Genomic DNA, 25,819 nt, shown 5'->3' with positions numbered 1-25,819 from the left:
CGCTTCCGACCTATACCGCAGCCGAGAAGATGTCGATTGAACCGCTCTTCAGAGTCACGATAGCGCGCTTGGTGTCCTTGCGCTTGCCGTATCCGAAGCGAGTGCGGCGGGTCTTGCCCTTACGGGTAAGGGTGTTAACCTTTGCCACCTTCACGTCGAAGATTGACTCAACTGCGAGCTTGATCTCAGTTTTGTTTGCAGTCGGCTCCACCTCGAAGGTGTACTGACCGTTGCCGTCAATCAGACCGTAGCTCTTCTCAGAAACTACTGGACGAATGATTACGTCATGCGGATTCTTGTTCAAACTCATTAGTTTGATGCCTCCTTCTCAGCGCGCGCTGCAACAAAGCCGTCAAACGCAGCCTTGGTGAACACCAGGTCATCGCTAACTACGATGTCGTAAGCGTTCAACTGGTCTGCTGCCAGCACGTGTACACCTGGAAGGTTACGTACTGAAAGCATGGTTGCTGCATCTTCACGGGTTGCTACAACGAGCACGCGGCGACCAACGGTCACAGCTTCCAGAGCCTTGCGAGCGGCTTTGGTTGATGGCTTGTCGGTTGCACCAAGGTTCTCCAGCACGTGCAGACGGCCACCGCGAGCACGGTCTGAGAGCAGACCGGTGATAGCAGCAGCAATCATCTTCTTAGGAGTGCGCTGTGAGTAATCGCGTGGCACTGGACCGTGCACTACGCCACCACCGCGGTGCTCAGGCTGACGGATAGAGCCCTGACGTGAACGACCGGTGCCCTTCTGCTTAAATGGCTTTACGCCTGAGCCTGAAACCTCGCCACGGTTCTTCGCCTTGTGGGTGCCCTGGCGCGCTGCTGCGAGCTGCGCGGTCACAACCTGGTGAATCAGCGGAACGTTAGTTTCAACGTTGAACAGGGCTTCTGGCAGCTCTACAGAGCCAGCCTTCTTGCCTGTTGCGTCAAGCACGTCAAGCTTAGTTACGGTTGCCATGTGTTAGGCCCCCTTCACTGCGTTACGAACGAATACGAGACGGCCACGAGCGCCTGGGACAGCACCCTTCACCAGAATCAGACCCTTCTCAGCGTCTACTGCGTGAACGGTGAGGTTCTGTACAGTAACACGCTCGCCGCCCATCCGGCCAGCCATGCGCTGACCCTTGAAAACACGACCTGGGAATGATGCGCCACCGATAGAACCTGGCTTACGGTGGTTACGGTGCTGACCGTGTGATGCTGCCACACCCTTGAAGTTGTGGCGTTTCATGGTACCTGCGAAGCCTTTGCCCTTTGAGGTGCCCACAACGTCGATCTTCTCGCCAGCAGCGAAGGTTTCAGCTGCGGTGAGTTCCTGACCGAGTGCGTACTCAGCGGCGTTAGCGGTGCGAACCTCAGTGAGGTGACGACGCGGGGTAACGCCTGCCTTCTCAAAGTGACCAGCCAGTGGCTTGGTTACCTTACGTGGATCGATTTGGCCGGCTGCGATCTGCACAGCGCTGTAGCCATCTACTTCTGGGGTACGAATCTGGGTAACAACGTTAGGAGATACCTCAATAACGGTTACTGGCACTACTGCGCCGTTTTCGTCCCATACCTGAGTCATGCCAAGCTTCGTGCCCAGCAGACCCTTAACAGTCTTGTTTGCTGCAGACATGATTCCTCTTAAAGCTTGATCTCGATGTTGACGTCGGCTGGCAGGTCGAGACGCATCAGCGAATCAACTGCCTTTGGGGTTGGATCCACGATGTCGATAAGACGCTTGTGTGTGCGCTTCTCGAAGTGCTCGCGGCTGTCCTTGTACTTGTGAGGAGAACGGATAACTGCGATCACGTTCTTCTCGGTTGGAAGCGGCACAGGGCCAATTACAGTTGCACCAGCGCGGGTAACTGTGTCTACAATCTTGCGCGCTGAGCTGTCGATGACCTCGTGGTCATACGACTTTAGTCGAATGCGGATTTTTTGTCCCGCCATATGACTCTCTCTTTCTTTCGCGTCGTACCGCGGCTTTTAGCCGGGCATTGGACGTAACTGCAACCGCCAGAATCCTCACGGAACCCGAAGGTTGTTTCTGTCAACGCCACCGTAGTGGCACCGGTTTAACCGGCATCGTTCGCTGCAACCGGCAGCCTAAGCTGCACCTGCATTGCAGTGATTCAGGTGTCTAGGCAGACACGCCTGCACACAGAAGTACTGAACTAATACAGTTTCCCACAATTTGCCCTATTTATGCAACCCGGGCGTGTCGCAATTGTGGATCACTTCTCCCCTAGTTTAGCAGGTCACTACGGTACTGGCCTAACATTTTTGGCGCCAGCGGATCCACAATCGTATAAAAAATTTTAGGGCAGGAAGTAGGATACAGCTTTTCCGCTTGCCCGACTACCTGTTCATGGAGTTTCTCCCCTGCATATAATTCAGTTGTTATGATTTTCGGGTTTATGCCATGCCATAGCGTAACGCGATGCACCAGATCTGCAATGCGCACAGGCTCCCCCATATCTAAAACTGCGGTCTTCCCCGCAATATCCAACAGCACAGAATCAAGCACTAAACCGCAGGCTTCTGAAACTGTCATAAAATATCTAGTCGCATGCGGATCACGCAAAACCAAAGGCAAACCCAACGCAATCCGGTGCTCCAACGTTGGTAGCAGTGAACCACGCGATCCCAAAACATTCCCGAAACGCACCGACAAATATTTATGTTCGCTCCGGCTTGCCGCCCATGCTACCAGCCGCTCAGCTATTAATTTGGTTTTACCCAGCACACTAACTGGAGCTGCGGCTTTGTCTGTAGAAATGTTAACTAACGTTTCCACCCCCACCAGCATCGCGGCCCGCAACACATTGTAAGTTCCAATTACATTTGTCTGCCAAGCCTCTGCGGGAAATTGCTGCAGCAAGTTGACATGTTTCAGGGCAGCAGCATGCAAGACTATCTGTGGTCGAAACTCTCTAAACATCTTCACCAACGATTTCTGGTCACGAATATCCACCAGCACCGTGTGCAGATTTCGCAGTACACAATCATAGTCATCGCTATTAGACTGAACCGCTGCGGTTCTCAACTCTGCTCTGTAGCTAGCTTCTAACCGCAACATAGTTTCTTGCAGAGCGTTCTCATCTCTGTCAAGCAAAATCACTTGTGCGCCGGCAGCGGCCAGCTGCATTGCGAGCTGGGACCCTATTGATCCGGCAGCCCCTGTAATCAATACCTTCTTACCAAGGTAATAGCTCCATTCGTACGCTGCGCGCGATTGTACTTTACGATTAAGCAGAAACGTCGCATACTGATCGTCAAGTATTTTGAGGGACACGAAACTCTCTTTCTCAAACTGCGCAAAATTCTGAGCTTAAACACATTTTACAGCGGCATAATTTTATCCAAGCGTAGTTATTTTAACTACGTATAAAGTAGTTATTTTAACTACGTACAAATAAGGAAGGTGCTCCAATGTCACTAGAAAACATCAAACAGCAGGCAGAAGGTCTGATTGCAAAGGGTAAGGAAGCCCTAAATGCTAACCAGGGCAAAGTTGATGAGACGCTTCGCAGCGAACAAGCTGAAGGCGTATCAGACAAGGTGCTGGATGGCGCCGCAAACCTTGCTAACAAAGTAACCGGTGGTAAATTTGCCGATAAGGTTGCTGAGGTGCGTGAAAACCTCGACAGTAAAATCGGCAACGAATAAGCCGCTTTATAATTTGGGGTCATCCGACACAGCTCGGGTGGCCCCAAATATTTTGCCGAAAATTATTTTCGCACCTCACGCTAATGCCGTATAAATACCAGAGAGGGACGCGCTGACGCACGTCCCTCTCTTAGTTAGTTAGCAACTATTGCTGTTACGCCCGCTTGCTGCGTCGTGCAGCAACCAGGGCACCGCCTGCTGCAAGCAGCATAGCAGCAACACCGGCACCTACCAGTGGCATGTCACCACCGGTCTTTGCCAGGCCTGGCTTCTCTGGGACGATAACCTCAATAACCTTCACCAGCGCCTGTGAATCGTTATCGGTTGAGGTCTCATCGGTGTTAGTGCCAGTAACTGGCTTGTCACCGAGTGGGTTGGTCTCAACGATCTCTTCTGGGGCTGGGGCAACGTATGCTACGTTGTGCAGGCTGCCTTTAACATCCGCATCAACCTTGGCTTTCACAGTAATCGCATTACCGGTTTCGCCGGCAGCAAGAATATCTGCTGCGATGCAGGTTGCGGTTTCCTTATCACAGGTGTAACCTTCACCGCTGATGTCTACCAGGGTCAGCCCTGCAGGCAGCACGTCAGTTACTGACCAACCAGCCAGTGCATCAACTGGACCTTCGTTTGAAGGGGTCAGGGTGAACACTACTTCATCACCTGGGTAAACCAGCTCAGTGGTTTCGAGCTTCTTAACCAGTACTAGGTTCAGCTTCACGATACCAGCATCGATGGTTGGCAGATCTGGTTTATCAGCTTTGTTCTGACCGTCCAGTGGAGCGGTGAACTCTGCTACACCCTCAAGATTTGGGTTAGAGTCAGTTGCCTCGTCGCCCTCTTCTTGAGTGGTGAAGCTTGCACCTTCAGGCGCAATGAACTTCACTGTGTACTTATCGCCAGCTTCCAGGTCAACGAATGAGTAGAATCCGTTCTCATCAGTCTCGGTAGTGCCGATTTCTTCCCCTGCTTCATTAAACAGCTTAACTGTTACATCTGAAACTGGTTTTTCATCGTCACTCTGCTGACCATCACGGTTAACATCCCACCAGACATAGTCACCTACAGAAACCTTCTTCTTTACGAAGCCGAAGTCCAAGGTAAGGTCTGCTGCGTTGTTGTCAACCAAAGCGGTTGAGGTTGCGGTACCGGTTGAAGAGTTGTTGTCAACACCCTCAACACCACCAACATCAGCCTTGGTTGGCAGGTAGCCTGGGATATCCGCAATAGTAACTACGTACTTAACGTCTGCTGGAAGCACCGAGAGATCAGCAAACAGATACTGTCCGTCAGCGTTAGTAGTGGTTTTTACGTTGTAAGGCTGGCCCTTGAAGTCAACAACAGGCTGACCGTCGGTACGGGTAACAGTCAACTCAGCGTTAGCGATACCCTTTTCGTTGTTGTTGAAAAGACCATCGTTATCTTTGTCGAACCATACCTGGTTACCGATTGATACCTTCTTGTACACGAAGCCGAAGTCCAGGGTAAGATCCTGAGCACCATCGGTGGTCAAGTCGGTTGAGGTTGCGGTACCGGTTGAAGAGTTGTTGTCAACACCCTCTGCACCACCAACATCAGCCTTGGTTGGCTCGTACTGAGCAGGAACCTCAGAAACAGTCACAATGTACTTGGTGCCAGCAGGCAGCACAGCAAGGTTCTCAAACATGTACTGACCCTGCGCATTGGTCTTAGTAGACCGCTGATCCTCGGTCAGCTCCTCACCCTTAAAGTTAGTAACAGGGTTGTTGTCACTGCGGGTAACGGTGAGCTTGATGTTCTCAAGACCCTTCTCTCCATTATCGAAGAGACCGTTGTTATCAGCGTCGAACCATACCTGGTTACCGATTGACACCTTTGGCTTCTCAATGAAGCCGAAGTCCAGGGTAAGATCCTGAGCACCATCGGTGGTCAAGTCGGTTGAGGTTGCGGTACCGGTTGAAGAGTTGTTGTCAACACCCTCTGCACCACCAACATCAGCCTTGGTTGGCTCGTACTGAGCAGGAACCTCAGAAACAGTCACAATGTACTTGGTGCCAGCAGGCAGCACAGCAAGGTTCTCAAACATGTACTGACCCTGCGCATTGGTCTTAGTAGACCGCTGATCCTCGGTCAGCTCCTCACCCTTAAAGTTAGTAACAGGGTTGTTGTCACTACGAGTAACGGTGAGCTTAATGTTCTCAAGACCCTTCTCTCCATTATCGAAGAGACCATTGTTATCAGCGTCGAACCATACCTGGTTACCGATTGACACCTTTGGCTTCTCAATGAAGCCGAAGTCCAGGGTAAGATCCTGAGCACCATTAGTGGTCAGAGCAATAGATGTAGCAGTGCCAGTTGAAGAGTTGTTGTCAACACCTTCAGCGCCGCCTACATCAGCCTTGGTTGGCTCGTACTGCGCAGGAACCTCAGAGACAGTAACCACGTACTTTACGTCCGCAGGCAAAGCAGCAAGATCCACGAACAGGTACTGCCCATCAGCGGTGGTGCGTGTCGAGCGCTGATTATCAGTCAGCTCTTCACCCTTGTAATTAGTTACTGGGTTACCATCGGTACGGGTAACGGTGAGCTTAACATTTTCAATGCCCTGCTCGTTGTTGTCGAAGAGACCGTTCTTGTCAGCGTCGAACCATACCTGGTTACCGATTGACACCTTCTTGTTCTTTACGAAGCCGAAGTCGAGGGTAAGATCCTGAGCACCGTTGGTGGTCAAATCGGTTGAAGTAGCTTTGGTGGTTGATGAGTTGTTATCAATGCCCTCTACGCCGCCTACATCAGCCTTGGTAGGCGTGTATTCAGCTGGGACATTTGAAATAGTTACTTCATATTTAACGCCGTCTGGCAATGCTGGCAAGTTTTCAAACAGATACTTACCACCGTTTGCAGACTGAATCGCAGTGTTGTAAGCACCACCAGCGTAATCAGTCACCTGCGCGCCATCGGTACGAGAAATAGTCAGAGTTACTCCGTCAATTCCCTCTTCCTGACCTTCTTGGAAGAGACCGTCACCGTTTGCGTCAAACCAAACCTGGTTGCCAACCTTTACCTTTTTCTTGTTGTTTGCCCAGTATGGATCTTCAGCACGAACTGGTTCACCGCCGGCACCGATACCAGTTACAACACCGACATTTGAGTGGTGTCCTACCACGCCTGCAAGCTCAGCTGTACAGGTGAAGCTGGCCTTCGGCTGGAACGGACCGTCCCACTGCACTCCGGTTTTTTTATCCGGGAAAACACAGCTCAAGTTAGTCACTTTAGCGTTACCAGTGGTAACGTTATCGCTCACTTGAATGTTGGTCAACGGCTGGTCACCGTTATTGACGATAGCGTAATTGAGGGTAGTGCTGCCGTTAAGCAGTTCCACTCCCTGGCCCTGAGTGTTAGCGTCGTTACCAGCAGCGTCCGTCTTACGAATTTTCAGGCTAGCACCAGTAACGTAGCCACCAACGTAAGAAGACTGGTTCTGTGTCTCAATAACCTGAGAGTCTGCTTTGTCGGTTACAGTTGCAACGTTACTGTAGTTAACAAGACCTGTTTCACCAGGAACAACAGCGTTAGCTTCAATCGTCATGCGGTAGCTCTTGTGAGCCTCAAGACCGGCAGTGTTAACTTCAAAGCTAAGTGCAGTTGGCGAACAGCTCAGGTTCTCAAGCACGCCTTTAGCATCAGACTGGGTTTCAAGATTGTGATCACGGAGAGTGAAGGTTAACGCGTCACACTTAAATTTCCAGTTTGGCTGCGCGATATCTGTAACAGTAATTCTGCCCTGATCGCCAGCCTTCAAAGTAATAGCTGTGGTCAAGCAGCTGTTAACATCCTGACGACACTGATCCTCACGATTGAACCACAGCTGCTTCCAGTGGTATGTAGGCAGCTCGTGGAAAGGTGGCTTCCGCACTGTAATCTGCTTAGAACCCAGCAATTGGCCCTGCCCACCTCGGATTTCGAGAGTCTGGCTTCCTAGTAGGTTACTATCATTATTTAACGTGCCCCCAAAGCTGAAGTTCAAGCATCGGTTAGACACACCAGCAATTTCTGGGCGCAAAGTGAAAGTCGCGGTACCGTTTTCGATTACCACGTCAATCACCGGAGTGTTATCGTGCTCCAAAGTTACATTGCGTTGCCAAGTAATCTGACTTGGCATGCTCCAAGTCCAGGTGTCACCTGGCTGCGCACTGTCCGGAACACAGGCATAGTTCTCAGCGCCAAAGGAGTCACCCCATGAAAGAGTTGCAAGATCCGGACCAGTAATAGTAGCCCGTTCCTGAGTCAATTGGCTGCCAATATCTGCAGCCTGTGCAGCAGAAGTTGCAATCAACGCGTTACCGAATGCCAGCGTTAGCGCTGCAAAACCGGTAACAAACGTCTTCAACTTCGAACCGCGTTTTACGGTTTTAGTTTCCATTTGTTCTCTCTTTTGCTTTTGTGAGAAAATTCTCACTAACCTGCCTGAGTATCGTATCAGCTACTGCAATAAACCGTCAATTTTGGCTTACCTAAGTTAAACAATTCTAGTCTCTTGAAAACTGCTCAGTAAAAAAGTTCAGGGCCCGAGCGCTATACTCGGACCCTGAACTTTTAAAGACTCTTAGTCAAGAATTTTGGTAACGGTGCCTGCACCAACGGTGCGGCCACCCTCGCGGATAGCGAAGCCGAGTGACTCCTCCATCGCGATTGGCTGAATCAGCTCAACGGTCATGTCGGTGGTGTCACCTGGCATAACCATCTCGGTGCCCTCTGGCAGAGAGATAACACCGGTCACGTCAGTGGTACGGAAGTAGAACTGCGGACGGTAGTTAGTGAAGAATGGGTTGTGGCGGCCGCCCTCTTCCTTCTTCAGGATGTAAGCGGTGCCCTCGAACTTGGTGTGTGGGGTGATTGAGCCTGGAGCTACAACAACCTGGCCACGCTCAACGTCTTCACGCTTGGTGCCGCGAAGCAGCAGACCACAGTTCTCACCTGCCCATGCCTCATCGAGCTGCTTGTGGAACATCTCGATACCGGTTACGGTGGTCTTCTGAGTGTCCCGCAGACCAACGATTTCAACCTCAGAGTTGATCTTCAGGGTACCACGCTCAGCACGGCCGGTAACCACGGTGCCACGACCGGTGATGGTGAAAACATCCTCAATTGGCATCAGGAATGGCTTGTCTTTGTCACGTACTGGGTCAGGAATTGACTCGTCAACTGCAGCCATCAGCTCCAGGATTGACTCAGTCCACTTCTCGTCGCCCTGCAGTGCCTGGTAGCCTGATACGCGCACAACTGGAGCGTTGTCACCGTCGAAGCCGTTCTTTGAAAGCTCTTCACGAACTTCCATTTCAACCAGCTCAAGCATCTCTTCGTCTTCTACCTGATCGCACTTGTTCAGCGCAACGAGCAGGTATGGAACACCAACCTGCTTAGCCAGGAGGATGTGCTCCTTTGACTGAGCCATCAGACCGTCGGTAGCTGCTACCACGAGGATAGCGCCGTCCATCTGAGCTGCACCGGTGATCATGTTCTTGATGTAGTCAGCGTGGCCTGGAGCGTCAACGTGTGCGTAGTGACGCTTCTCGGTCTCGTACTCAACGTGTGAGATGTTGATGGTAATACCGCGCTCGCGCTCCTCCGGAGCTGAGTCAATGGTGTTGAAGTCACGCTGTACGTTGGTCTCTGACGGGAACTTGTCAGCCAGAACCTTTGAGATAGCAGCGGTAAGAGTGGTCTTACCGTGGTCAACGTGACCGATGGTACCGATGTTTACGTGCGGCTTAGTCCGCTCGAACTTGGCCTTTGCCACTTGGTCCTCCTCAGGACGTCTTGTGTATTCAACAACCACCGGATTAGCGGCGCTAAATACAACTAGTTTTCGTTTTATGTTACCTACTCATCTTACAGAAAAACAGATGAGTTTGCTGGGCGTCACCTTGAAATCGTTTCGCAGTGACGCCCAATCGGGCGTTTTAGGCGCCCTGAGCCTTCTGAATGATCTCATCGGCCACAGCCTTCGGCACCTCAGCATAGGAGTCAAAGACCATCGAGAACACCGCACGACCGCTGGTCTTTGACCGCAGGTCGCCAATGTACCCAAACATTTCTGAAAGTGGCACGTTTGCACGCACAACCTTCACACCGGATGCATCCTCCATTGACTGGATCTGGCCACGGCGAGAGTTCAAGTCACCGATTACATCACCCATGTACTCTTCTGGAGTACGCACTTCTACAGCCATAACTGGCTCTAGCAGCACTGGTGCTGCAAGTTTCGCAGCCTCTTTGAAAGCCATTGAACCTGCAATCTTGAAGGCCATTTCAGATGAGTCAACATCGTGGTATTGACCGTCAAGCAGGGTTGCTTTCACACCCACAACTGGGAAGCCAGCGAGGATACCGTACTGCATTGCATCCTGAATACCCGCGTCCACTGATGGAATGTACTCGCGTGGCACACGACCACCGGTAACTTTATCCTCGAACTCGTAGATTTCGCTGCCCTCAACCTCAAGCGGAGCAAGTGCAATCTGCACCTTCGCGAACTGACCAGAACCACCGGTCTGCTTCTTGTGAGTGTATTCGTGCTTCTCTACTGCACGGCGGATGGTTTCGCGGTAAGCAACCTGTGGCTTACCAACGTTTGCTTCCACCTTGAACTCGCGCTTCATCCGGTCCACGATGATGTCGAGGTGCAACTCACCCATACCGGCGATAACAGTCTGCCCGGTTTCTGCGTTCAGGCTCACGCGGAAGGTTGGATCCTCCTCCGCAAGCTTCTGAATCGCGGTTGACATCTTTTCCTGGTCGCCCTTGGTCTTTGGCTCTACCGCAACCTCGATCACTGGCTCTGGGAAGGTCATTGACTCCAGCACAACTGGGTTCGCTGGATCGCACAGAGTGTCGCCGGTGGTGGTGTCTTTCAGACCGATAACTGCGTAGATGTTACCGGCGCGCAGCTCGTCAACAGGGTTCTCCTTGTTGGCGTGCATCTGGAATACTTTACCGATACGCTCTTTCTTACTCTTGGTTGAGTTAACTACCTGCGCGCCTGAAGGAGCCACACCTGAGTACACGCGCACGTAGGTTAGGCGACCGAAGAATGGGTGCACCGCAACCTTGAACGCCAGCGCTGAGAATGGCTCATCAGAGCTTGGCTTGCGCTCGATGATTTTCTCTTCGTCAGCAGGATCGTGTGCCTTGATAGCACCAATATCCAGCGGGTTTGGCAGGAAGTCAACAACCGCGTCAAGCATTGGCTGAATGCCGCGGTTCTTAAACGCTGAACCACAGAACACTGGGAAGATTTCGTTCTTCACTACCAGTTTGCGAATTGCACCCTTGATTTCGTCAATGGTCAACTCTTCGCCAGCGAAATACTTCTCCAGCAGCGCTTCATCGCTCTCAGCAACGGTCTCTACCAGCTGGGCACGGTACTCTTCGGCTTTCGCCTGCAGATCTGCAGGGATGTCCTGCACCTCGTACTCAGCGCCGAGGGTTACGTCACCCTTTGCATCGCCTGGCCATACGAATGCTTTCATGCTCAGCAGGTCAACAACGCCGATAAAGTCAGCTTCGGCACCGATTGGCAGCTGCATTACGAGTGGCTTAGCGCCAAGACGGCTTACGATGGTGTCTACGGTGAAGTAGAAGTCAGCACCCATCTTGTCCATCTTGTTAACGAAGCAGATACGTGGAACTTCGTACTTATCAGCCTGACGCCACACGGTCTCAGACTGTGGCTCCACGCCCTCTTTGCCGTCAAAAACAGCTACGGCACCGTCGAGCACACGCAGTGAACGCTCCACCTCAACAGTGAAGTCAACGTGACCTGGGGTGTCAATGATGTTGATCTGGTTCTTGTTCCAGAAGCAAGTAACCGCAGCGCTGGTAATGGTGATACCACGCTCTTTTTCCTGCTCCATCCAGTCGGTGGTTGATGCACCGTCGTGGGTTTCGCCAAGCTTGTGGTTCACACCTGTGTAAAACAGGATGCGCTCGGTGGTAGTGGTTTTACCAGCATCAATGTGCGCCATGATGCCGATGTTGCGGACCATATTCAGGTCGGTGAGCACGTCTTGTGCCACAGGGATCTCCTCAGTATGAAGTGGTTAAAACTTAAAGCCGGCAGTGCGGGCAGTGACGAATCACTGCCCGCGAACTGACTACCAGCGGTAGTGAGCGAACGCGCGGTTCGACTCAGCCATCTTGTGAGTGTCTTCACGACGCTTCACAGCGGCACCAAGACCGTTTGAAGCATCGAGGATCTCATTGGTCAGACGATCAGTCATGGTGTGCTCGCGGCGAGCTTTTGCATAACCGGTCAACCAACGCAGCGCAAGAGTGTTAGCACGGTGTGGTTTAACCTCAACCGGCACCTGGTAGGTGCTACCGCCAACGCGACGTGAGCGCACCTCGAGGGTTGGGCGGATGTTGTCAAGAGCTTTCTTCAGCACAACTACTGCGTCCTGACCGCTCTTTTCCGCTACCTTCTCAAGCGCACCGTAAACGATACGCTCTGCAAGACCTTTTTTGCCGTCGAGCAGAACTTTGTTTACAAGCTGGCTCACCACTGGTGAACCGTATACTGGATCCGCTACAACTGGGCGTTTCGGAGCTGGGCCTTTACGTGGCATTACTTCTTCTCCTTCTTCGCACCGTAGTGGCTACGAGCCTGCTGACGGCCTTTCACAGCCTGGGTATCAAGCGCACCGCGCACGATACGGTAACGTACACCTGGCAAGTCTTTCACACGACCACCACGCACGAGCACCATTGAGTGCTCCTGCAGGTTGTGGCCCTCGCCTGGAATGTAGGCGGTGACCTCGGTGCCGTTAGAAAGCTTCACACGGGCTACCTTACGCATAGCTGAGTTAGGCTTCTTTGGGGTTGTGGTGTACACACGGGTGCACACACCACGCTGCTGAGGATTCGCTTTCAGCGCAGGTGCCTTGGTCTTTGCGACCTTAGACTTGCGGCCTTTGCGAACCAGCTGCTGAATTGTAGGCAACTTGTTCTCCTTATTAGTGCTGCACGGTGACAGCGATACTGAATGTGTTTTCAGCTTGTTGCTTAGCTAGCAACGACCTGCCGTGCTTGATATTAAACACTGGTGCAGGTATGCCGTGGGGGTTTGCCCGTCTGGGCAGGGACCCTAAGTGCGCTCTTTTCGCCACGCGTGACGTGATCAAGGTGGAACACACCACTATTTATGTTACGCCCTGCCGCTGGGATTACGCAAGCTCATAACCGCCTACGGCAGGGTAAACCTTTATCGCGGATTATTTTTCGAGGCCCAAAACCTGTGCGGTACGCTCGTAGGAAGCATTTGCGGCTTCCAAAGAGGTGTTGAGTGGCTCAAAATATGCCGGCACTTCTTTTGCGATTTCTTGCCGCCACTTGTTTTCAAACTGCTCTTTGAAGCAGGTCTTCAAAACGTTAAGCATCGCATAAACCGCGGTTGAAGCTCCTGGCGAAGCACCCAAAAGCCCGGCGATAGTGCCGTCTGCACTAGACACGATCTCGGTGCCGAACTGCAGCACACCGCCTTTTTCTGGGTCTTTCTTCATAATCTGCACACGCTGACCGGCGGTGATCATCTCCCAGTCATCAGCGTCTGCAGCCGGGTAGTATTCCCGCAGCGTCTCAATCTGCTTGTCGCGGCTTGCCAACAATTCTTGCGCCAGATATTTTTCCAGCGACCACTGTGTCAAGCCGACTTTCATCATTGGCCCCAGGTTATGGGCGCGAATCGACTTAAACAAATCAAACCACGAACCGCTCTTCAGGAAGTTCGGGCTGAAACCGGCGTAAGGGCCAAACAGCAGTCCCTGCTCCCCGTCAATATAACGGGTATCGAGGTGCGGCACAGACATTGGAGGCGCACCAACTTTTGCTTTGCCGTAAACCTTTGCCTGATGCTGGGCAATCACTTCTTTATTAGTGCAGCGCAGGAACTTACCGCTGATTGGGAAACCGCCGTAGCCGGCAATCTCGGGAATCCCGGATGCTTGCAGCAGATGCAGCGCACCGCCGCCAGCACCAACAAACACGAACTTAGCCTTCACTGTGTGCCGCTGTGACCGCTGCCGGTCAGTGATAGTAAGCTCCCAGGCACCTTCGACCCGCCGCACATCAGTGACCCGGGAATTCAAGTGCACCCCGGCACCAGACTCGGCCAGGTGTTCCACCAGCTGCTTCGTAACCTCGCCAAAATTAACGTCGTTACCGCTGCGTGAGCGGGTTGCAGCGATGACCTGGTTTTTGTCGCGGCGATCAATCAGCAGCGGAGCCCACTCAGCAATAACCGCTGGATCTTCGGTGTATTCCATATCCGCAAAAAGCGGCTCGTCTTTCAAAATCTCGTAGCGACGGCGCAGGTAATCAACGTTTTCCTCGCCTTCCACGAAGGTCAGGTGCGGCACCGAGTTAATAAAGCTTTCAGGGTTTTTTAGCACGCCCTGCTCGACCTGACTTGCCCACCACTCCCGTGACATTTGGTACTGCTCGTTGATATCAATAGCTTTCGCGCCAGACAGACTGCCATCGGCACCCTCCGGCATGTAGTTCAGCTCGCACAGCGCAGCGTGCCCTGTGCCGGCGTTATTCCAGCCGTTGCTGCTCTCGGTGGCAACTTCATCCTGCGTCTCGAACAGCTCGATTCTCCACTGCGGCTCTAATTTTTTGAGAAGCGTCCCGAGGGTTGCGCTCATAATACCGCCGCCGATAAGTGCTACATCAACTGCTTTCATGTTCACTCTCAACATCTTACCGCGATTTTTAACGGCCGTAGCCTAAAGCACCGTAGCGCACGCAGCAGCTATGGTACCCTGCGCGCTATCAAGATACTTTGTATAACCCAGCCGCTTCGCTTCCTTTGCGCGCTGCTCGTTGGAAATCACCGGACGCACCTCCCCGGAAAGGCTAAGCTCAGCGGCAGCCGCCACCCCCGCCGGCAGTGGCTTATCTTGCGCCGCACTCGCAATCGCCAGCGCAATCGCTAAATCAGCCCCCGGCTCCTGCAGTTTAATGCCGCCGACGGTAGACACATAAACGTCTTTATCATGCAGTTTTAACCCTGCGCGGCGCTCTAACACAGCGAGAATCATCGCGACCCGTGCAGCATCAACCCCGCTGGTCACCCGCCGCGGCTGCGGAGCTGCACTTGCCGCCACCAGCGCCTGTACCTCCACCGGCAGCACCCGCCGCCCCTCCAAAGCAAAAGTCACACAAGTGCCGCTCGCAGCAGCGGCTGCGCCGCTAACAAACAGCTCACTTGGGTCTGCAACCTCGCGAATCCCCGCAGCAACCATCTCAAAACAGCCCACCTCATCGGTGGCGCCGAAACGATTTTTCAAGGTACGTAAAAACCTGAGCGAGCTCTGCCTATCGCCCTCAAAATGGCACACAACATCAACCAGGTGCTCCAGTGTGCGAGGACCTGCCACATTGCCCTCTTTGGTGACGTGCCCGACCAGCATTAAAGGAGTGTTACGCTGCTTCGCGGCGCGCACCAATATTTGCGCCACCTCACGTACCTGCGCCGGCCCGCCCACCACACCCTCAATGTCTGGGCTGGCAATGGTCTGCACCGAATCAACTATCAAGAAATCAGGATCAACCGCAGCAATGTGTCCCAGCACCGCGGTCACATCAGTCTCCGTTGCCAGAAACAGGGTGTTTTGCACGGCGCCGGTGCGATCCGCCCGCAGCTTTATTTGCCCGAGAGACTCTTCGCCGCTGATGTACAAAACCTTAGCTCCCAGGGCAGCTACCCTGGCCGCAGCCTGCAGCAATAGCGTCGATTTACCGACCCCGGGCTCACCAGAAAACAAAATCGCTGCTCCCGGCACGCAGCCACCGCCCAAAACCCGATCTAACTCGGCGATACCGGTGGGCAGATAAACACTGAGACCGGCAGCTACCTGGGTGATTGGCAAAGCTGGCTGCTGCGGCTCCGTCACGGTTGTGGTACGCACCCCAGCCCCGGCAGGTGCGAGCTGTACCTCCTGCATTGCGTTAAAGGTCTCGCACTGCCCGCATTTACTGAGCCAACGCGAGCTCTCCCACCCGCACTTGCGACAGCGGTAACCGGTTTTGTTCTTTGCCATACTAAGACTTTATTGCAGAGGGGTGACAACTTTGCTTAAATCCGCTGAATGCAGTTTTTGCCGGAACAAGCTGCCGCACAAAATTGCATTATTGCCAGCAGCCAGCGTAAGCTAAATAGCGGTGGCGTGTCCGAGCGGCCGAAGGTGCGACTCTCGAAAAGTCGTGTGCGGTAACCCCGCACCGCGGGTTCAAATCCCGCCGCCACCGCCAATACCCCCGGAAAATCGAGGTTTTCTGGGGGTTTTCATATCCCTCAAAACGGGGGTGAGTAAACCGACAGTAAACATTGCCTGATACGCGCCATGCAGGCAGCTAACAGAAACGGTGTGCCCGACAACCCGAGCACACCGTTCCACCTTGCTTTACAGCGACGCGTTACAGCAGCCCCTCACTGAGGAAGTTCGGAGTGCCGAAGCGGTGTGCCGTGATAGACACCGCCTGCTCCTGCAGGAACGGCAGCATCTCCACCCGACCAGCAGAAACCACTTCACCGCCATAGACGGCAATGTCTGGCTTGCCCGCGCTAGCCTCGTAGATGGCATCCAGTTCGGTGGCGCGATCCGCCCCCGCAACCAACCGAATCCGCCAGCTTGCCGCAGCGCCTTCGCGCGCAGCCAGCTGCTGCACAGTCTGACGCCACGCTGCGGCGTCTTGGAACTCAATCTTGACACCGGCCTGCTGCAGCACCGTCACCAGCGGCTGCGGCAGCACGTAATCCACGCTCAAAGTTGGGCGTGAGCCGGTCTGCAGCGCAGCTCCCAGCACCCGCACCAGATGCTGCAGCGGCGCACTCTGCACGGCACGCACAGTCACCTCGTCGCTCGGGAGGTAACGCAGCACGTTGCGCTCAATGCCAAGCTGGGAAGCATCACGGTTCACTCCGAACTCTGCATTCCAAGCTGCGGAGTCATTGGCGAGCGCCTGTTCCAACCACTGCAGCTCTCCGGCGCCGAGCTGCGCTTGCTGTGCCGCGGCAAACAACTTCGCTGAGCGTCCAGACAGGGGCGCTGCGCCTGCAGACTCAGCCGCTGCTTCTCCCCCCGCAGTGGCGGCAACAGCGGCGGGCTGATCCACCCAATCAACCAAGCCATGCAAGTAATTTGGCCCGCCAGCTTTGCAACCGGCACCAATAGCGCTCTTCTTCCAGCCGCCGAAAGGCTGCCGTTGCACGATAGCACCGGTAATGCCGCGATTGACGTAAAGGTTACCCGCCTGCACAGTTCGCAGCCAGAGGTCGATTTCGTCCCGGTCAAGCGAGTGCAAACCGCTGGTCAGACCGTATTCAATGTCATTAACAATGTCGATTGCTTCCGCCAGGGTCGCAGCGGTCATAATGCCGAGAATAGGGCCGAAATACTCGGTCATGTGGTACTCGCTACCGCGCTGCACACCGTCCCGCACACCCGGGCTCCACAGCTTGTTTTTGCCGTTCTTGTCGAGCGCTAGCGGGCTTTGGCTGCCCAGCGGCTGTGGCTTGAGCAGCCAGCTTTCACCGGCACCAAGCTCGGTTAGACCGCGCAGCAGCTTACCGTCAGGCGCGGTAATGATGGTGCCCATCTGGCTTTCCAAGTCGTCAGGAGTGCCAACCTTCAGCGACTTCACCGCGTCCAGCAGCTGGTTTTTAAAGCGCTTGGATTTCGCAACAGACCCGACCAAAATCACCAGCGAAGCCGCAGAACACTTCTGCCCCGCGTGCCCGAAAGCGCTCAACGCCACGTCTTTTGCGGCCAGGTCAAGGTCAGCGTTCGGGGTCACGATGATAGCGTTTTTACCGCTGGTTTCTGCCAGCACCGGAAGGTCTCGACGCAATCCGCGGAAAGCCACAGCAGTCTCATACGCGCCGGTCAGAATAACACGCCCAACACGGGAATCGGCCACCAGCTGAGAGCCGAGCTCCCGGTCGGCGAACTGCACAAGCTGCAGCACCTCGCGCGGCACGCCAGCATCCCACAGCGCTTGCACCATCAGCGCGCCAGAGCGGGCTGCGTTGGTGGCTGGTTTCACAATCACCGCCGCACCGGAAGCTAACGCTGCGAGAGTGCCACCAGCAGAAATCGCAACCGGGAAGTTCCATGGCGGGATCACCGCAATCAGCTTTTGTGGTGCTGGCTTAGCGCCAACAACCTGCTCCAGCTGCTGCCCCAGCATCGCGTAGTAGTGCGCAAAGTCAATCGCTTCAGAAATTTCCGGATCTGCCTGGTCAAGGGTCTTACCACACTCGGAACCCATCACCTCCAGCAGCTCGGCACGCCGCTGCTCTAACATTTCGCCTGCGCGGTGCAGCACCTCGGCGCGGCCCGCAGCTCCCAGCGATTCCCAGCCCTGCTGCGCTGCAATACCGCGGGTGATGATTTCTTCCAGCTCTGTCTGCTTTGCAACTTGAGCCGCAGCTACCAGGTCGACACCGAGCTGTGACGCAGCCATCCGCTGTGCAATTTCACGCCCCCATGCGCGGTTACCTGGCAAATCAGGATCGGTGTCAGGGGTATTTGCAAACTCGCCGCGAGCCCCGGCGGCAACGCGATCCGCAACCCGCTGCTCCACACCGGCTGCGTCAAAGTGCTGCCGGTTCTGCTGCCGTTTTGCGGCTGGCACCTGATAGTTTTGTGGATCACCGTCCGCGGTGATTGCCTCAAGATCTGCCAGCGATGCCAAGAAGCGCTGCTTCTCGCGTTTGAACAGCTCCGTGTTGCTGTGCAGCTCGAACACCGCACTCATGAAGTTTTCCTGGCTGGCACCCTCTTCAAGACGGCGAATCAGGTATGCGATTGCCACGTCAAACTCTGCTGGCTTCACAACCGGCACGTACAGCAACAGGTTGCCAACTTCGCGCTTTACAACCTCCGCTTGGCCGGTAGCCATGCCGAGCAGCATCTCAAACTCGATGCCGTGCTGGGCGCCCCGGGCCTTTGCGAGCAGCCAGGCGAGCGCCACATCGAAGAGGTTGTGGCCCGCCACGCCGATCCGCACATGCTTTACACGCTCCGGGTGCAGAGCGTAATCGAGCACCGCTTTGTAGCTGGTGTCTGACTGCTGCTTGGTGTCCCAGGTAGCTACTGGCCAGCCGTGGATTGTAGCGTCAACGATTTCCATTGGCAGGTTGGCGCCCTTCACCACGCGCACCTTGATTGGGGCGCCACCGTTTGCGACGCGATCGGCTGCCCACTCCTGCAGGCGCATCATCGCTCCGAGCGCGTCCGGCAGATATGCCTGCAGCACGATGCCGGCTTCGAGGTTAATGAACTCTGGCTGCTCCAGCAGTTTAGTGAAAACCGCGATGGTGAGGTCGAGGTCTTTGTACTCTTCCATATCGAGGTTAATGAATTTCTTCGGGCTTGCCGCGTTGGCGGTGCGGTACAGCGGCACCAGCTGCTTCACGATGTGTTCAACTGCCTCGTCAAAGGCCCAGTGGTTGTGCGGCGCGACGGTTGCAGAAACCTTAATTGAGACGTAGTCAACATCATCTCGCGCCAGCAGTTCGTGAGTGCCGGCTAGTCGCTTCGCTGCTTCTGCCTCACCGAGAATCGCTTCGCCGAGCAGGTTCATGTTCAGCCGCACGCCCTGCTTTTTAATCTTGCTAATGGCGCGACCGAGTTTTTGCGGGGTGGCATCGATAATCAAGTGGCTTACCATCTCACGCAGTACTTTGCGTGCGGCCGGCACAACAACCTGCGGCAGTGGCTTCGCGAGGGCTCCACCGACGCCAATTGCGCCCCGCATTGGCGCGGGCAGGAAGCTCGGCGTCAGTGGTACCAGCTCCTGCAGTTTGTTTGCCGCAGCGCCCAGATCTTCGGGGCGCACCACGCCGTCAACAAAGCCCACCGTGAAGTCAAGCCCGCGAGGGTCACGCAGCACGCCTGCGAGCCGCTGCCCAGCTTTATCCACTGGCACCTCTGCGGCTTCCCGTAGCCATTTTTCTACCAGCGCAACCGCGGCGTCACCGAGCTCTTGCGGGCGCACTGTTGCTGCAACTTTTTCGTTCACTTGATACCTTTCTGCCAAGGATGCATGCGCCCCCTGCTTTAGGTGCCCGCACGCGCTTCTGATTCAAACTCTATCAAGAAGAAAATTAACTGTATATTCTTAATATCATTAAGTTTTAGTTAATCTTTTGGTGGTGGATCATGCTCGACATCAAACGCCTGCGCTTGCTCGCAGAACTCAGCCGCCGCGGCACCATCGCGGCGGTTGCTAGCGCCCTAGACCTTAGTCCCTCAGCGGTCTCTCAACAACTGGCACAACTGGAGCGCGAAACCGGCGTACTGCTGCTGCGCAAACAAGGTCGCACCCTGACCCTCCTAGAACCAGCCAAACAGCTGGTGCGCGCCGCCGAGCAGATGCTGCACGACCTCGAGGCCGCCGAGGCCGCACTGCACGCGACCCAGCAAGAGCTCACCGGTTCGCTCCGCCTCGCGGTGTTTCAGACCGCGCTGCTGGCGCTGGTGCCCGCAGCGCTGTTGCGGCTGCAGCGACAGCACCCAAAGCTGCGCATTGAAGTGGTGCAGCACGAACCCGAAACCGGTCTCTCAGAAACCGCTGCCCGCGCCTTCGATCTGGTGGTTGCGGAGCAGTATCCGGGCCATGCCGCCGCACACTTCAGCGGCCTCGACCGGGTTTCACTGCTGCAAGACCGCATCCGCCTGGCACTGCCGCTAACGCCAGAGTTTGCGCACGTCACCGCAATCACCGCCGCCGCGGAACTACCCTGGGTGATGGAGCCGCGTGGCGCGGCGAGCCGCCACTGGGCCGAGCAGGCTTGCCGTATCGCGGGCTTCGAGCCCGACATTCGCTTCGAAACCGCCGACCTGCAAGCACACGTGCGACTGATTGAAACCGGTAACGCGGTAGCACTGTTGCCGGGACTGGTGCGGGTAAATGCAGCACACCAGATGCGCTTGGTGGATCTGCCGGGCGATCCGCGCCGCCACATCTTCACTGCAACCCGCCGCGGTGCTGCCAGTCATCCGGCAATCCAAGCGGTGCGCGCCGAACTACAGGAGCAAAGCACGCAAATCATGCTCCAACTGCAACAGCAGAAATAGTGCGCCGGCTCCAGCTCACGCAAACGCGACAGGCAAAGCAAAAGCCCGGCTCTTAAGAACCGGGCTGTTGTGGCTCCGACCGGCATCGATCCGGTGACCTTTCGATTTTCAGTCGAACGCTCTACCAACTGAGCTACAGAGCCTGAGTGTTTTGCCACTCGGGTGCGGCTTGCACCGCATCAGATGAAGAAACCCTTCAAAACTTGAAGGGCTCTTATCTTGCGACCCTGACGGGGCTTGAACCCGCGACCTCCGCCGTGACAGGGCGGCGCGCTAACCAACTGCGCCACAGGGCCATATTCAATTATAAATTTGGCGAGTGGTGACCCCAACGGGATTCGAACCCGTGTTACCGCCGTGAAAGGGCGACGTCCTAGGCCTCTAGACGATGGGGCCGGATCGCGTTTCACGCCATCTTTTCGCCATGAATAAGATTACGGCATTCGCCCCACTCAGCGCAAATCACACCCACAGAATCCCCGAAAAACCGCATAAAATCAAGGTTTTACCGGCGTGTCTAATTCTCCGACTGTGCCACCCTAAAAGGCTACGAACCGAGCATCAGCTGCACTTTTTCCCGGGTCAAATCGCTGTGCTGCATCGCACCGACGCTTGTGCGCTGCTCAAAGGTGAACTTCCCGTCTGCCTGTCGCAGCATCCCAATCAGGGTAGGTTCCTGCGCATTCCATAGAATCCAAGTGGACTCTCCGAAGGTGTTCGTACCTAAATAGGTCACCTCAATGTCACGGTTGCCGATCCGCTGCACCTGCGGCACCAACATTTCAGTTGCGAAAATAGGCTCTACCTGACCGCTGTTACTCATCTGCCCTCCCCGACCTAACAGTACCTAGCTACATAATAAATCATATCCAAACGGCCCTTACAGCGTGAAGAATGCAGCTGCGAGCTTCCCGAGTGCGTGCAAATCCGCAGCGTGCGCCAGCTCCCGAGCGGAGTGCATCGACAATAGCGGCACCCCCACATCGAGAGTGCGGATCCCCACCGCCGCGGTGCTAATCGGCCCAATTGTGGTGCCGCACGGAGTCGTATTCTTCGACACAAAAACCTGCCCCTGCACCCCTGCGGCACGCAGCGCACTGTCCCAAATATAGCCGCCGACCGCGTCGGTCGCGTAGTGCTGGTTTGCATTCACCTTCCGCATTGGCCCACTGCCCAGCTGCGGCCGCACCACCGGGTCGTGCTTCTCCGGATAGTTCGGGTGCACTCCGTGGCCGGCATCAGCCGACATCATCCAGCCATGCGCTTTGGTCAGCAGTAAGTCGGTGGCTGATCCACCAACCCCCGCATTCAGGCGCAGCAAAACATCGTTCAGGAAGGTACCCATCGCGCCAGAGTAGGTCAGTGACCCCACTTCTTCATGGTCATTAGCGACCAACACCGCAACCTGTCCCGCCGGCACAGTGGCCGCCGCAAGCCCCGCAAGCCCCGCAAACACACTGCTGAGGTTATCCATGCGGCCGCTCGCAAACAAATCCTGCTGGGCACCGATCAGCTCTGGGCGCTGCGTGTCAGCAAGCTGCAGCTCCCAGCCGCAGATGTCCTGAGCTGAAACGCCCGCGGCCTCCGCAATCAACTGCTCTGCGGCGGGGCCGTTAAGGCTTAAAACCGGTTGCGTGTGCTGCTGCCGGTCTAACTCAAGCGCGGTTTTATCGCGGCTTTCGAGGTGGATCGCAAGCTGCGGGATCCGCGCCACAGCAGCTGTGCACAACAGCCGCGAGGAGCCATCGCGCAGCTGCACCTTGCCCGCGATAGCGAGATCGCGATCAAGCCAGCTGTTTAGCAGCGGGCCGCCGTAAACCTCCACGTTCAGCTGCTGCCAACCGTGCGCGCCGCCGGCGGCAACCGGCTTCACCATAAAGCCGGGAGAGTCAGTGTGCGCCCCAAAGATCCGCACCGCAAATCCCGGCTGCGGCGCTGCTGCGCCGTGCTCACCGCCCACTTTCCAGGCGATAAACGCGCCGTCTCGCACCGTATAACCGGTCGCGCCCGCCGCGAGCTGTGGCCACGCCGTGGTTTCGGCGTGATACTGAAAACCCTGCTCTGCGAGCAGCCGCGCTGCCGCAGCCACCGCGTGGTGCGAGGTAGGCGACTCCGTCACGTACTGCGCGATTGCCTCCACATAGGCTGCTTGTGACGCTAAAGCTGTAGACAGTTGCTGTGCATGGGTGGTGTCACCCGTCGAACGGTGCGGAAATTCTGCTTCGAAAGTCATACTTCAACTGTGCCAGAGTTCCCCGCTGGCACTGGGGAGTACGCGCCACAAACACCAAAGCAAAAGCAACAGCGGGCGTGGCCATTTGACCACGCCCGCTGTTTTTGCATCTCGAAACTTAGTCTAGTTCGGTGCCGATAATGTCACCGCTTGGCTGATTAAAGGCGGCCAGGAAGTGCGCCAGGGTGCGTGCACCCACACCGGTTGCGCCGGCTGAACGCCACAGCTTATCGGAGGTAGCCTCCATGGTGCCGGCAATATCGAGGTGACCCCATGGGGTGCCGTCAACGAACTCGTTGAGGAACAGCGCCGCGGTGATTGCACCGCCCTCACGGGCACCAATGTTTGCGAAATCAGCCACGTTTGATTTCATGGTTTCTTTCAGCCGCAGGTCGAGCGGCATCTGCCATGCCACATCGTCTGCTTTAGCACCAGCTGCGATGAGCTGATCCACCACATCCTGATTATTACCCATAACCGCAGTGGTTTCGGTGCCGAATGCCATCAAAGCGGCACCGGTCAAAGTTGCGATATCTACCAGCGCATCTGGGCGCGGCTCCAGTTCGGTTGCCAGCACCAGACCGTCAGCCAGCACCAGGCGACCCTCAGCGTCAGTGTTTTTGACCTCGGCGGTTTTGCCGTTGCGGTAAGTCAGCACATCACCGAGCTTGGTGGCACTGCCGGATGGCATATTGTCGGTGCACATCATGAAACCGGTAACCGCAACATCCACCTTGAGATCAGCCAGCGCGGTCATCGCGCCAAACAGTGAAACGGCGCCCATCATGTCCATCTTCATGATGCAGTGTGATGGATCAGATGGCTTCAGGCTAATACCGCCGGAGTCATACATGATGCCTTTACCAACCAAGCCAACATGCGCTCGCGCATTTTCCGGCTTGTAGCTGAGTTTAATAACCCGTGGTTCTTCAACGCTGCCGGCGTTTACACCCAGCATGCCCTCTAGGCGCAGTTCCTGAATCTTAGCGAGGTCAAAGACTTCTACTTCCAACCCAAACTGTGGGCCAACCTCGGCAACAACCTCTGCGAGTTTTGTCGCGGTGAGGTGGCGTGGTGGGGTGTTAGCGAGGTCGCGAGACAGGCGCGCAGCACGCGACAGCGCCACTCCCTGGGCGATGCCCTCCTGCGCCAGCTCGGTGTCTGCGGTTGCCACCACGGTGATTTTGGTGAGTGGCACGAGCTTCCGCTCAGTTTTCAGCTCTTCGTATGCGTAGCGCGCGAGCAGTGCGCCCTCTACCGCGGCGCGTGCCGCACCACGGGCGCAGGTGTCACCGCGGTGCAGGGTTTCCAGCTCGAAGCTAATCTCGGCCTCTTTGTTTGCCGCACGCACAAAAGCGGCAACCGCGTTGCGCGCCTCGGCAGCGTTTTTAACGCCTTTGCCGATACCCACGAGCACGGTTACTGGCTCGCCAGGCAGCACGTAGGTTTGACCTTTCGCGCCGGTAAAACCGGCAAGTTTTAGTTCTTCACGGCTGAGCTCTACCGTCTGCGGGAGCTCACCCTCGCTAGTTACCCAGACCGCAACTGCGCCGGTTGCTGCCGCGGTTGCGGCAACTGCAATCTCCGGTGACTGCGTCAGGGATGGAACAGGATTGTATTTTGGGTCAATTACAAGGTTCATATCTACTAGCCTAGCGCCTTCAAATTAGAGACGTGCAACAAATCACAGCCGCGACTGACGCAACTTCATAAAGTTTTGCGAGATGCTAGCCGATATAATTCATCTGATGATACTCTTATCAGGCAACCAAGTCCTGCTGATTAGGTAAAATACAAGAACGGTTTAACTTCGATGACGCTAGCTGGATTTTTAATTGGCTTCCGGGAAGGCCTGGAAGCCGCCCTGGTGATTGGCATTTTGCTCGCCTACGCCACGAAACTGCAGCGCCACGATGTGAAACGCAAAATCTGGTACGGCGTAGCAGCTGCGGTTCTGGCATCGCTTGCCGCCGGCGCTTTTTTCACTTTCGGGCGCACCCAACTCACCTTTTTTCAGCAAGAACTAATCGGCGGCACCATGTCACTGTTGGCGGTCGCAATGATCACCTGGATGGTTTTCTGGATGCTCAAAACCGGCTCCCGACTGCGCGCAGAACTGGAGCAGGGCATGAATCGCGCGCTACTGCTGGGCAGCGGCACCGCAATTTTCTGGCTGGCTTTTGTGACAGTTGCCAGAGAGGGCCTTGAAACCACTATTTTGCTGTGGGGGTGGATCAACTCCGCCGTCGCGCTCGGCGCCGCGGTCGCGGGCATCATCGTCGCCACCGGCTTTGGGATTTTAATTAACCGCGGCGCGGTGCGGGCAAACCTCCGGGCGTTCTTTACCTGGACTGGCGCTTTCCTGCTACTGGTGAGCGCCGGCGTGCTGGCGTACGGCATCCACGACCTGCAAGAAGCAGCAATCTTGCCGGGCCCATTCTCGGGACACCCGATTACCCCGACAAATTTCCGCACCGGCGATGTGCTGACCGGCTTCGAGGGCCCTTTCTGGGGCGCAGCGTTCCCGTTTGGTTGGGCATTTAATGTCGAACACGTGATTGCTCCGGGCACTCCGCTAGCCGCACTGCTGCAGGGCACAATCGGGTTTGTGCCGCAGATGAGCTGGCTCGCAGTGCTGGCTTGGGCGCTCTATTTGCGCTTCACGATTCCAGCTTTTGTGCGGATCAGCCGCCGCAAAACCAAGTTTTCCGCCTCCTCAGGGCAGATTACAAAAGGAGAAAACCATGAAGAAACACACCAGGGCTGCGAGCACAGCGGCCACCATCGCGGCGGGGCGCTGCTGA

Annotated in this window: 19 protein-coding genes and 4 tRNA genes; 4 read left to right on the top strand and 19 right to left on the bottom strand. The window is 55.6% G+C overall.

The annotated features are described in order from the left end of the window. Positions 1 to 10: 10 nt before the first annotated feature. The 5 genes from rplW to F5897_RS02320 all read right to left on the bottom strand — a co-directional run bounded on the left by rplW (position 11) and on the right by F5897_RS02320 (position 3,285). A complete protein-coding gene (gene rplW / locus F5897_RS02340; protein WP_124824544.1) occupies positions 11 to 310 on the bottom strand; it encodes a 50S ribosomal protein L23 in 300 nt (99 codons plus the stop codon). Next, the gene (rplD, locus tag F5897_RS02335) at positions 310 to 963 is read right to left on the bottom strand and encodes a 50S ribosomal protein L4 (protein ID WP_124824545.1); all 654 of its coding nucleotides are present in this window, start codon (positions 961 to 963) and stop codon (positions 310 to 312) included. Before rplD ends, rplW begins: the two co-directional genes overlap by 1 nt. Positions 964 to 966: 3 nt before the next feature. Further along, positions 967 to 1,623, bottom strand: coding sequence for a 50S ribosomal protein L3 (rplC, locus tag F5897_RS02330; RefSeq protein WP_124824546.1), 657 nt, complete (start codon positions 1,621 to 1,623; stop codon positions 967 to 969). 8 nt (positions 1,624 to 1,631) lie between these two features. Continuing rightward, a complete protein-coding gene (rpsJ, locus tag F5897_RS02325; RefSeq protein ID WP_010156393.1) occupies positions 1,632 to 1,940 on the bottom strand; it encodes a 30S ribosomal protein S10 in 309 nt (102 codons plus the stop codon). Between the two features lie 295 nt (positions 1,941 to 2,235). Further along, entirely contained in the window at positions 2,236 to 3,285 is a 1,050-nt protein-coding gene (locus F5897_RS02320; protein WP_183304337.1) for an SDR family NAD(P)-dependent oxidoreductase, read from the bottom strand. A 137-nt stretch (positions 3,286 to 3,422) separates the two neighbouring features. Here F5897_RS02320 and F5897_RS02315 point away from each other — a divergent pair, with 137 nt between their 5' ends. Beyond that, a complete protein-coding gene (locus F5897_RS02315; protein WP_124824548.1) occupies positions 3,423 to 3,659 on the top strand; it encodes an Rv0909 family putative TA system antitoxin in 237 nt (78 codons plus the stop codon). Between the two features lie 154 nt (positions 3,660 to 3,813). Here the strand turns inward: F5897_RS02315 and F5897_RS02310 are convergent, their stop codons facing one another. The 7 genes from F5897_RS02310 to radA form a co-directional block, all read right to left on the bottom strand. Beyond that, positions 3,814 to 8,061 (bottom strand): SdrD B-like domain-containing protein, encoded by a 4,248-nt coding sequence (locus tag F5897_RS02310; protein ID WP_183304336.1) that lies wholly within the window; start codon positions 8,059 to 8,061, stop codon positions 3,814 to 3,816. 183 nt (positions 8,062 to 8,244) lie between these two features. Then, positions 8,245 to 9,438: an elongation factor Tu gene (gene tuf, locus F5897_RS02305; RefSeq protein ID WP_124825096.1), complete on the bottom strand. Its 1,194-nt coding sequence runs from the start codon at positions 9,436 to 9,438 to the stop codon at positions 8,245 to 8,247. A 163-nt stretch (positions 9,439 to 9,601) separates the two neighbouring features. Beyond that, a complete protein-coding gene (gene fusA / locus F5897_RS02300; protein ID WP_124825097.1) occupies positions 9,602 to 11,716 on the bottom strand; it encodes an elongation factor G in 2,115 nt (704 codons plus the stop codon). 78 nt (positions 11,717 to 11,794) lie between these two features. Continuing rightward, complete coding sequence (gene rpsG / locus F5897_RS02295) at positions 11,795 to 12,265, bottom strand: 30S ribosomal protein S7 (RefSeq protein ID WP_124825098.1); 471 nt, start codon at positions 12,263 to 12,265, stop codon at positions 11,795 to 11,797. Next, positions 12,265 to 12,639, bottom strand: a complete 375-nt coding sequence (rpsL, locus tag F5897_RS02290; protein ID WP_124825099.1) for a 30S ribosomal protein S12 — start codon at positions 12,637 to 12,639, stop codon at positions 12,265 to 12,267. The genes rpsG and rpsL overlap by 1 nt, the downstream gene beginning before the upstream one ends. Positions 12,640 to 12,910: 271 nt before the next feature. Continuing rightward, positions 12,911 to 14,395: a malate dehydrogenase (quinone) gene (gene mqo / locus F5897_RS02285; protein ID WP_221221255.1), complete on the bottom strand. Its 1,485-nt coding sequence runs from the start codon at positions 14,393 to 14,395 to the stop codon at positions 12,911 to 12,913. A gap of 27 nt (positions 14,396 to 14,422) precedes the next feature. Then, positions 14,423 to 15,739 (bottom strand): DNA repair protein RadA, encoded by a 1,317-nt coding sequence (radA, locus tag F5897_RS02280; RefSeq protein ID WP_124825101.1) that lies wholly within the window; start codon positions 15,737 to 15,739, stop codon positions 14,423 to 14,425. A 120-nt stretch (positions 15,740 to 15,859) separates the two neighbouring features. Between radA and F5897_RS02275 the strand changes: the two genes are divergently transcribed. Then, positions 15,860 to 15,950 (top strand) — tRNA-Ser (locus tag F5897_RS02275). Between the two features lie 165 nt (positions 15,951 to 16,115). Here the strand turns inward: F5897_RS02275 and F5897_RS02270 are convergent. Continuing rightward, on the bottom strand, positions 16,116 to 19,724 hold the full coding sequence (locus F5897_RS02270; RefSeq protein ID WP_183304334.1) for a proline dehydrogenase family protein: 3,609 nt from the start codon (positions 19,722 to 19,724) through the stop codon (positions 16,116 to 16,118). 140 nt (positions 19,725 to 19,864) lie between these two features. On the opposite strand from F5897_RS02270, the gene F5897_RS02265 reads away from it, so the two are divergent. Next, the gene (locus tag F5897_RS02265) at positions 19,865 to 20,782 is read left to right on the top strand and encodes a LysR family transcriptional regulator (protein WP_183304333.1); all 918 of its coding nucleotides are present in this window, start codon (positions 19,865 to 19,867) and stop codon (positions 20,780 to 20,782) included. A gap of 70 nt (positions 20,783 to 20,852) precedes the next feature. Here the strand turns inward: F5897_RS02265 and F5897_RS02260 are convergent. The 6 genes from F5897_RS02260 to F5897_RS02235 all read right to left on the bottom strand — a co-directional run bounded on the left by F5897_RS02260 (position 20,853) and on the right by F5897_RS02235 (position 24,657). After that, positions 20,853 to 20,925, bottom strand: a tRNA-Phe gene (locus tag F5897_RS02260). Positions 20,926 to 21,004: 79 nt separating this feature from the next. Continuing rightward, positions 21,005 to 21,078 (bottom strand) — tRNA-Asp (locus F5897_RS02255). Positions 21,079 to 21,102: 24 nt separating this feature from the next. Continuing rightward, positions 21,103 to 21,178 (bottom strand) — tRNA-Glu (locus F5897_RS02250). A 151-nt stretch (positions 21,179 to 21,329) separates the two neighbouring features. Further along, positions 21,330 to 21,605, bottom strand: a complete 276-nt coding sequence (locus F5897_RS02245; RefSeq protein WP_124825104.1) for a hypothetical protein — start codon at positions 21,603 to 21,605, stop codon at positions 21,330 to 21,332. A gap of 57 nt (positions 21,606 to 21,662) precedes the next feature. Next, positions 21,663 to 23,015 carry a M18 family aminopeptidase gene (locus F5897_RS02240; protein WP_183304332.1) on the bottom strand — a complete coding sequence of 451 codons (1,353 nt, stop codon included), beginning with the start codon at positions 23,013 to 23,015 and terminating at the stop codon, positions 21,663 to 21,665. 118 nt (positions 23,016 to 23,133) lie between these two features. Beyond that, the gene (locus tag F5897_RS02235) at positions 23,134 to 24,657 is read right to left on the bottom strand and encodes a leucyl aminopeptidase family protein (protein ID WP_183304331.1); all 1,524 of its coding nucleotides are present in this window, start codon (positions 24,655 to 24,657) and stop codon (positions 23,134 to 23,136) included. A 171-nt stretch (positions 24,658 to 24,828) separates the two neighbouring features. On the opposite strand from F5897_RS02235, the gene efeU reads away from it, so the two are divergent. Then, positions 24,829 to 25,819, top strand: a 991-nt coding sequence (gene efeU, locus F5897_RS02230) for an iron uptake transporter permease EfeU (RefSeq protein ID WP_183304330.1), incomplete at its 3' end; no start/stop codon positions are given.

Origin of the sequence: Canibacter oris, from assembly GCF_014197205.1 — a bacterium.
Taxonomy (GTDB): domain Bacteria; phylum Actinomycetota; class Actinomycetes; order Actinomycetales; family Microbacteriaceae; genus Canibacter; species Canibacter oris.
The sequence above is the reverse complement of the archived record's forward strand: the minus strand, read 5'-3'. Positions and strand labels throughout refer to the sequence as shown.

Excerpts from the sequence above, each read along its gene's own strand:
- rplW (WP_124824544.1), bottom strand. The coding sequence starts at position 310 with ATGAGTTTGAACAAGAATCCGCATGACGTAATCATTCGTCCAGTAGTT.
- rplD (WP_124824545.1), bottom strand. The coding sequence starts at position 963 with ATGGCAACCGTAACTAAGCTTGACGTGCTTGACGCAACAGGCAAGAAG.
- rplC (WP_124824546.1), bottom strand. The coding sequence starts at position 1,623 with ATGTCTGCAGCAAACAAGACTGTTAAGGGTCTGCTGGGCACGAAGCTT.
- rpsJ (WP_010156393.1), bottom strand. The coding sequence starts at position 1,940 with ATGGCGGGACAAAAAATCCGCATTCGACTAAAGTCGTATGACCACGAG.
- F5897_RS02315 (WP_124824548.1), top strand. The coding sequence starts at position 3,423 with ATGTCACTAGAAAACATCAAACAGCAGGCAGAAGGTCTGATTGCAAAG.
- F5897_RS02310 (WP_183304336.1), bottom strand. The coding sequence starts at position 8,061 with ATGGAAACTAAAACCGTAAAACGCGGTTCGAAGTTGAAGACGTTTGTT.
- rpsG (WP_124825098.1), bottom strand. The coding sequence starts at position 12,265 with ATGCCACGTAAAGGCCCAGCTCCGAAACGCCCAGTTGTAGCGGATCCA.
- mqo (WP_221221255.1), bottom strand. The coding sequence starts at position 14,395 with ATGTTGAGAGTGAACATGAAAGCAGTTGATGTAGCACTTATCGGCGGC.
- radA (WP_124825101.1), bottom strand. The coding sequence starts at position 15,739 with ATGGCAAAGAACAAAACCGGTTACCGCTGTCGCAAGTGCGGGTGGGAG.
- F5897_RS02265 (WP_183304333.1), top strand. The coding sequence starts at position 19,865 with ATGCTCGACATCAAACGCCTGCGCTTGCTCGCAGAACTCAGCCGCCGC.
- F5897_RS02245 (WP_124825104.1), bottom strand. The coding sequence starts at position 21,605 with ATGAGTAACAGCGGTCAGGTAGAGCCTATTTTCGCAACTGAAATGTTG.
- F5897_RS02240 (WP_183304332.1), bottom strand. The coding sequence starts at position 23,015 with ATGACTTTCGAAGCAGAATTTCCGCACCGTTCGACGGGTGACACCACC.
- F5897_RS02235 (WP_183304331.1), bottom strand. The coding sequence starts at position 24,657 with ATGAACCTTGTAATTGACCCAAAATACAATCCTGTTCCATCCCTGACG.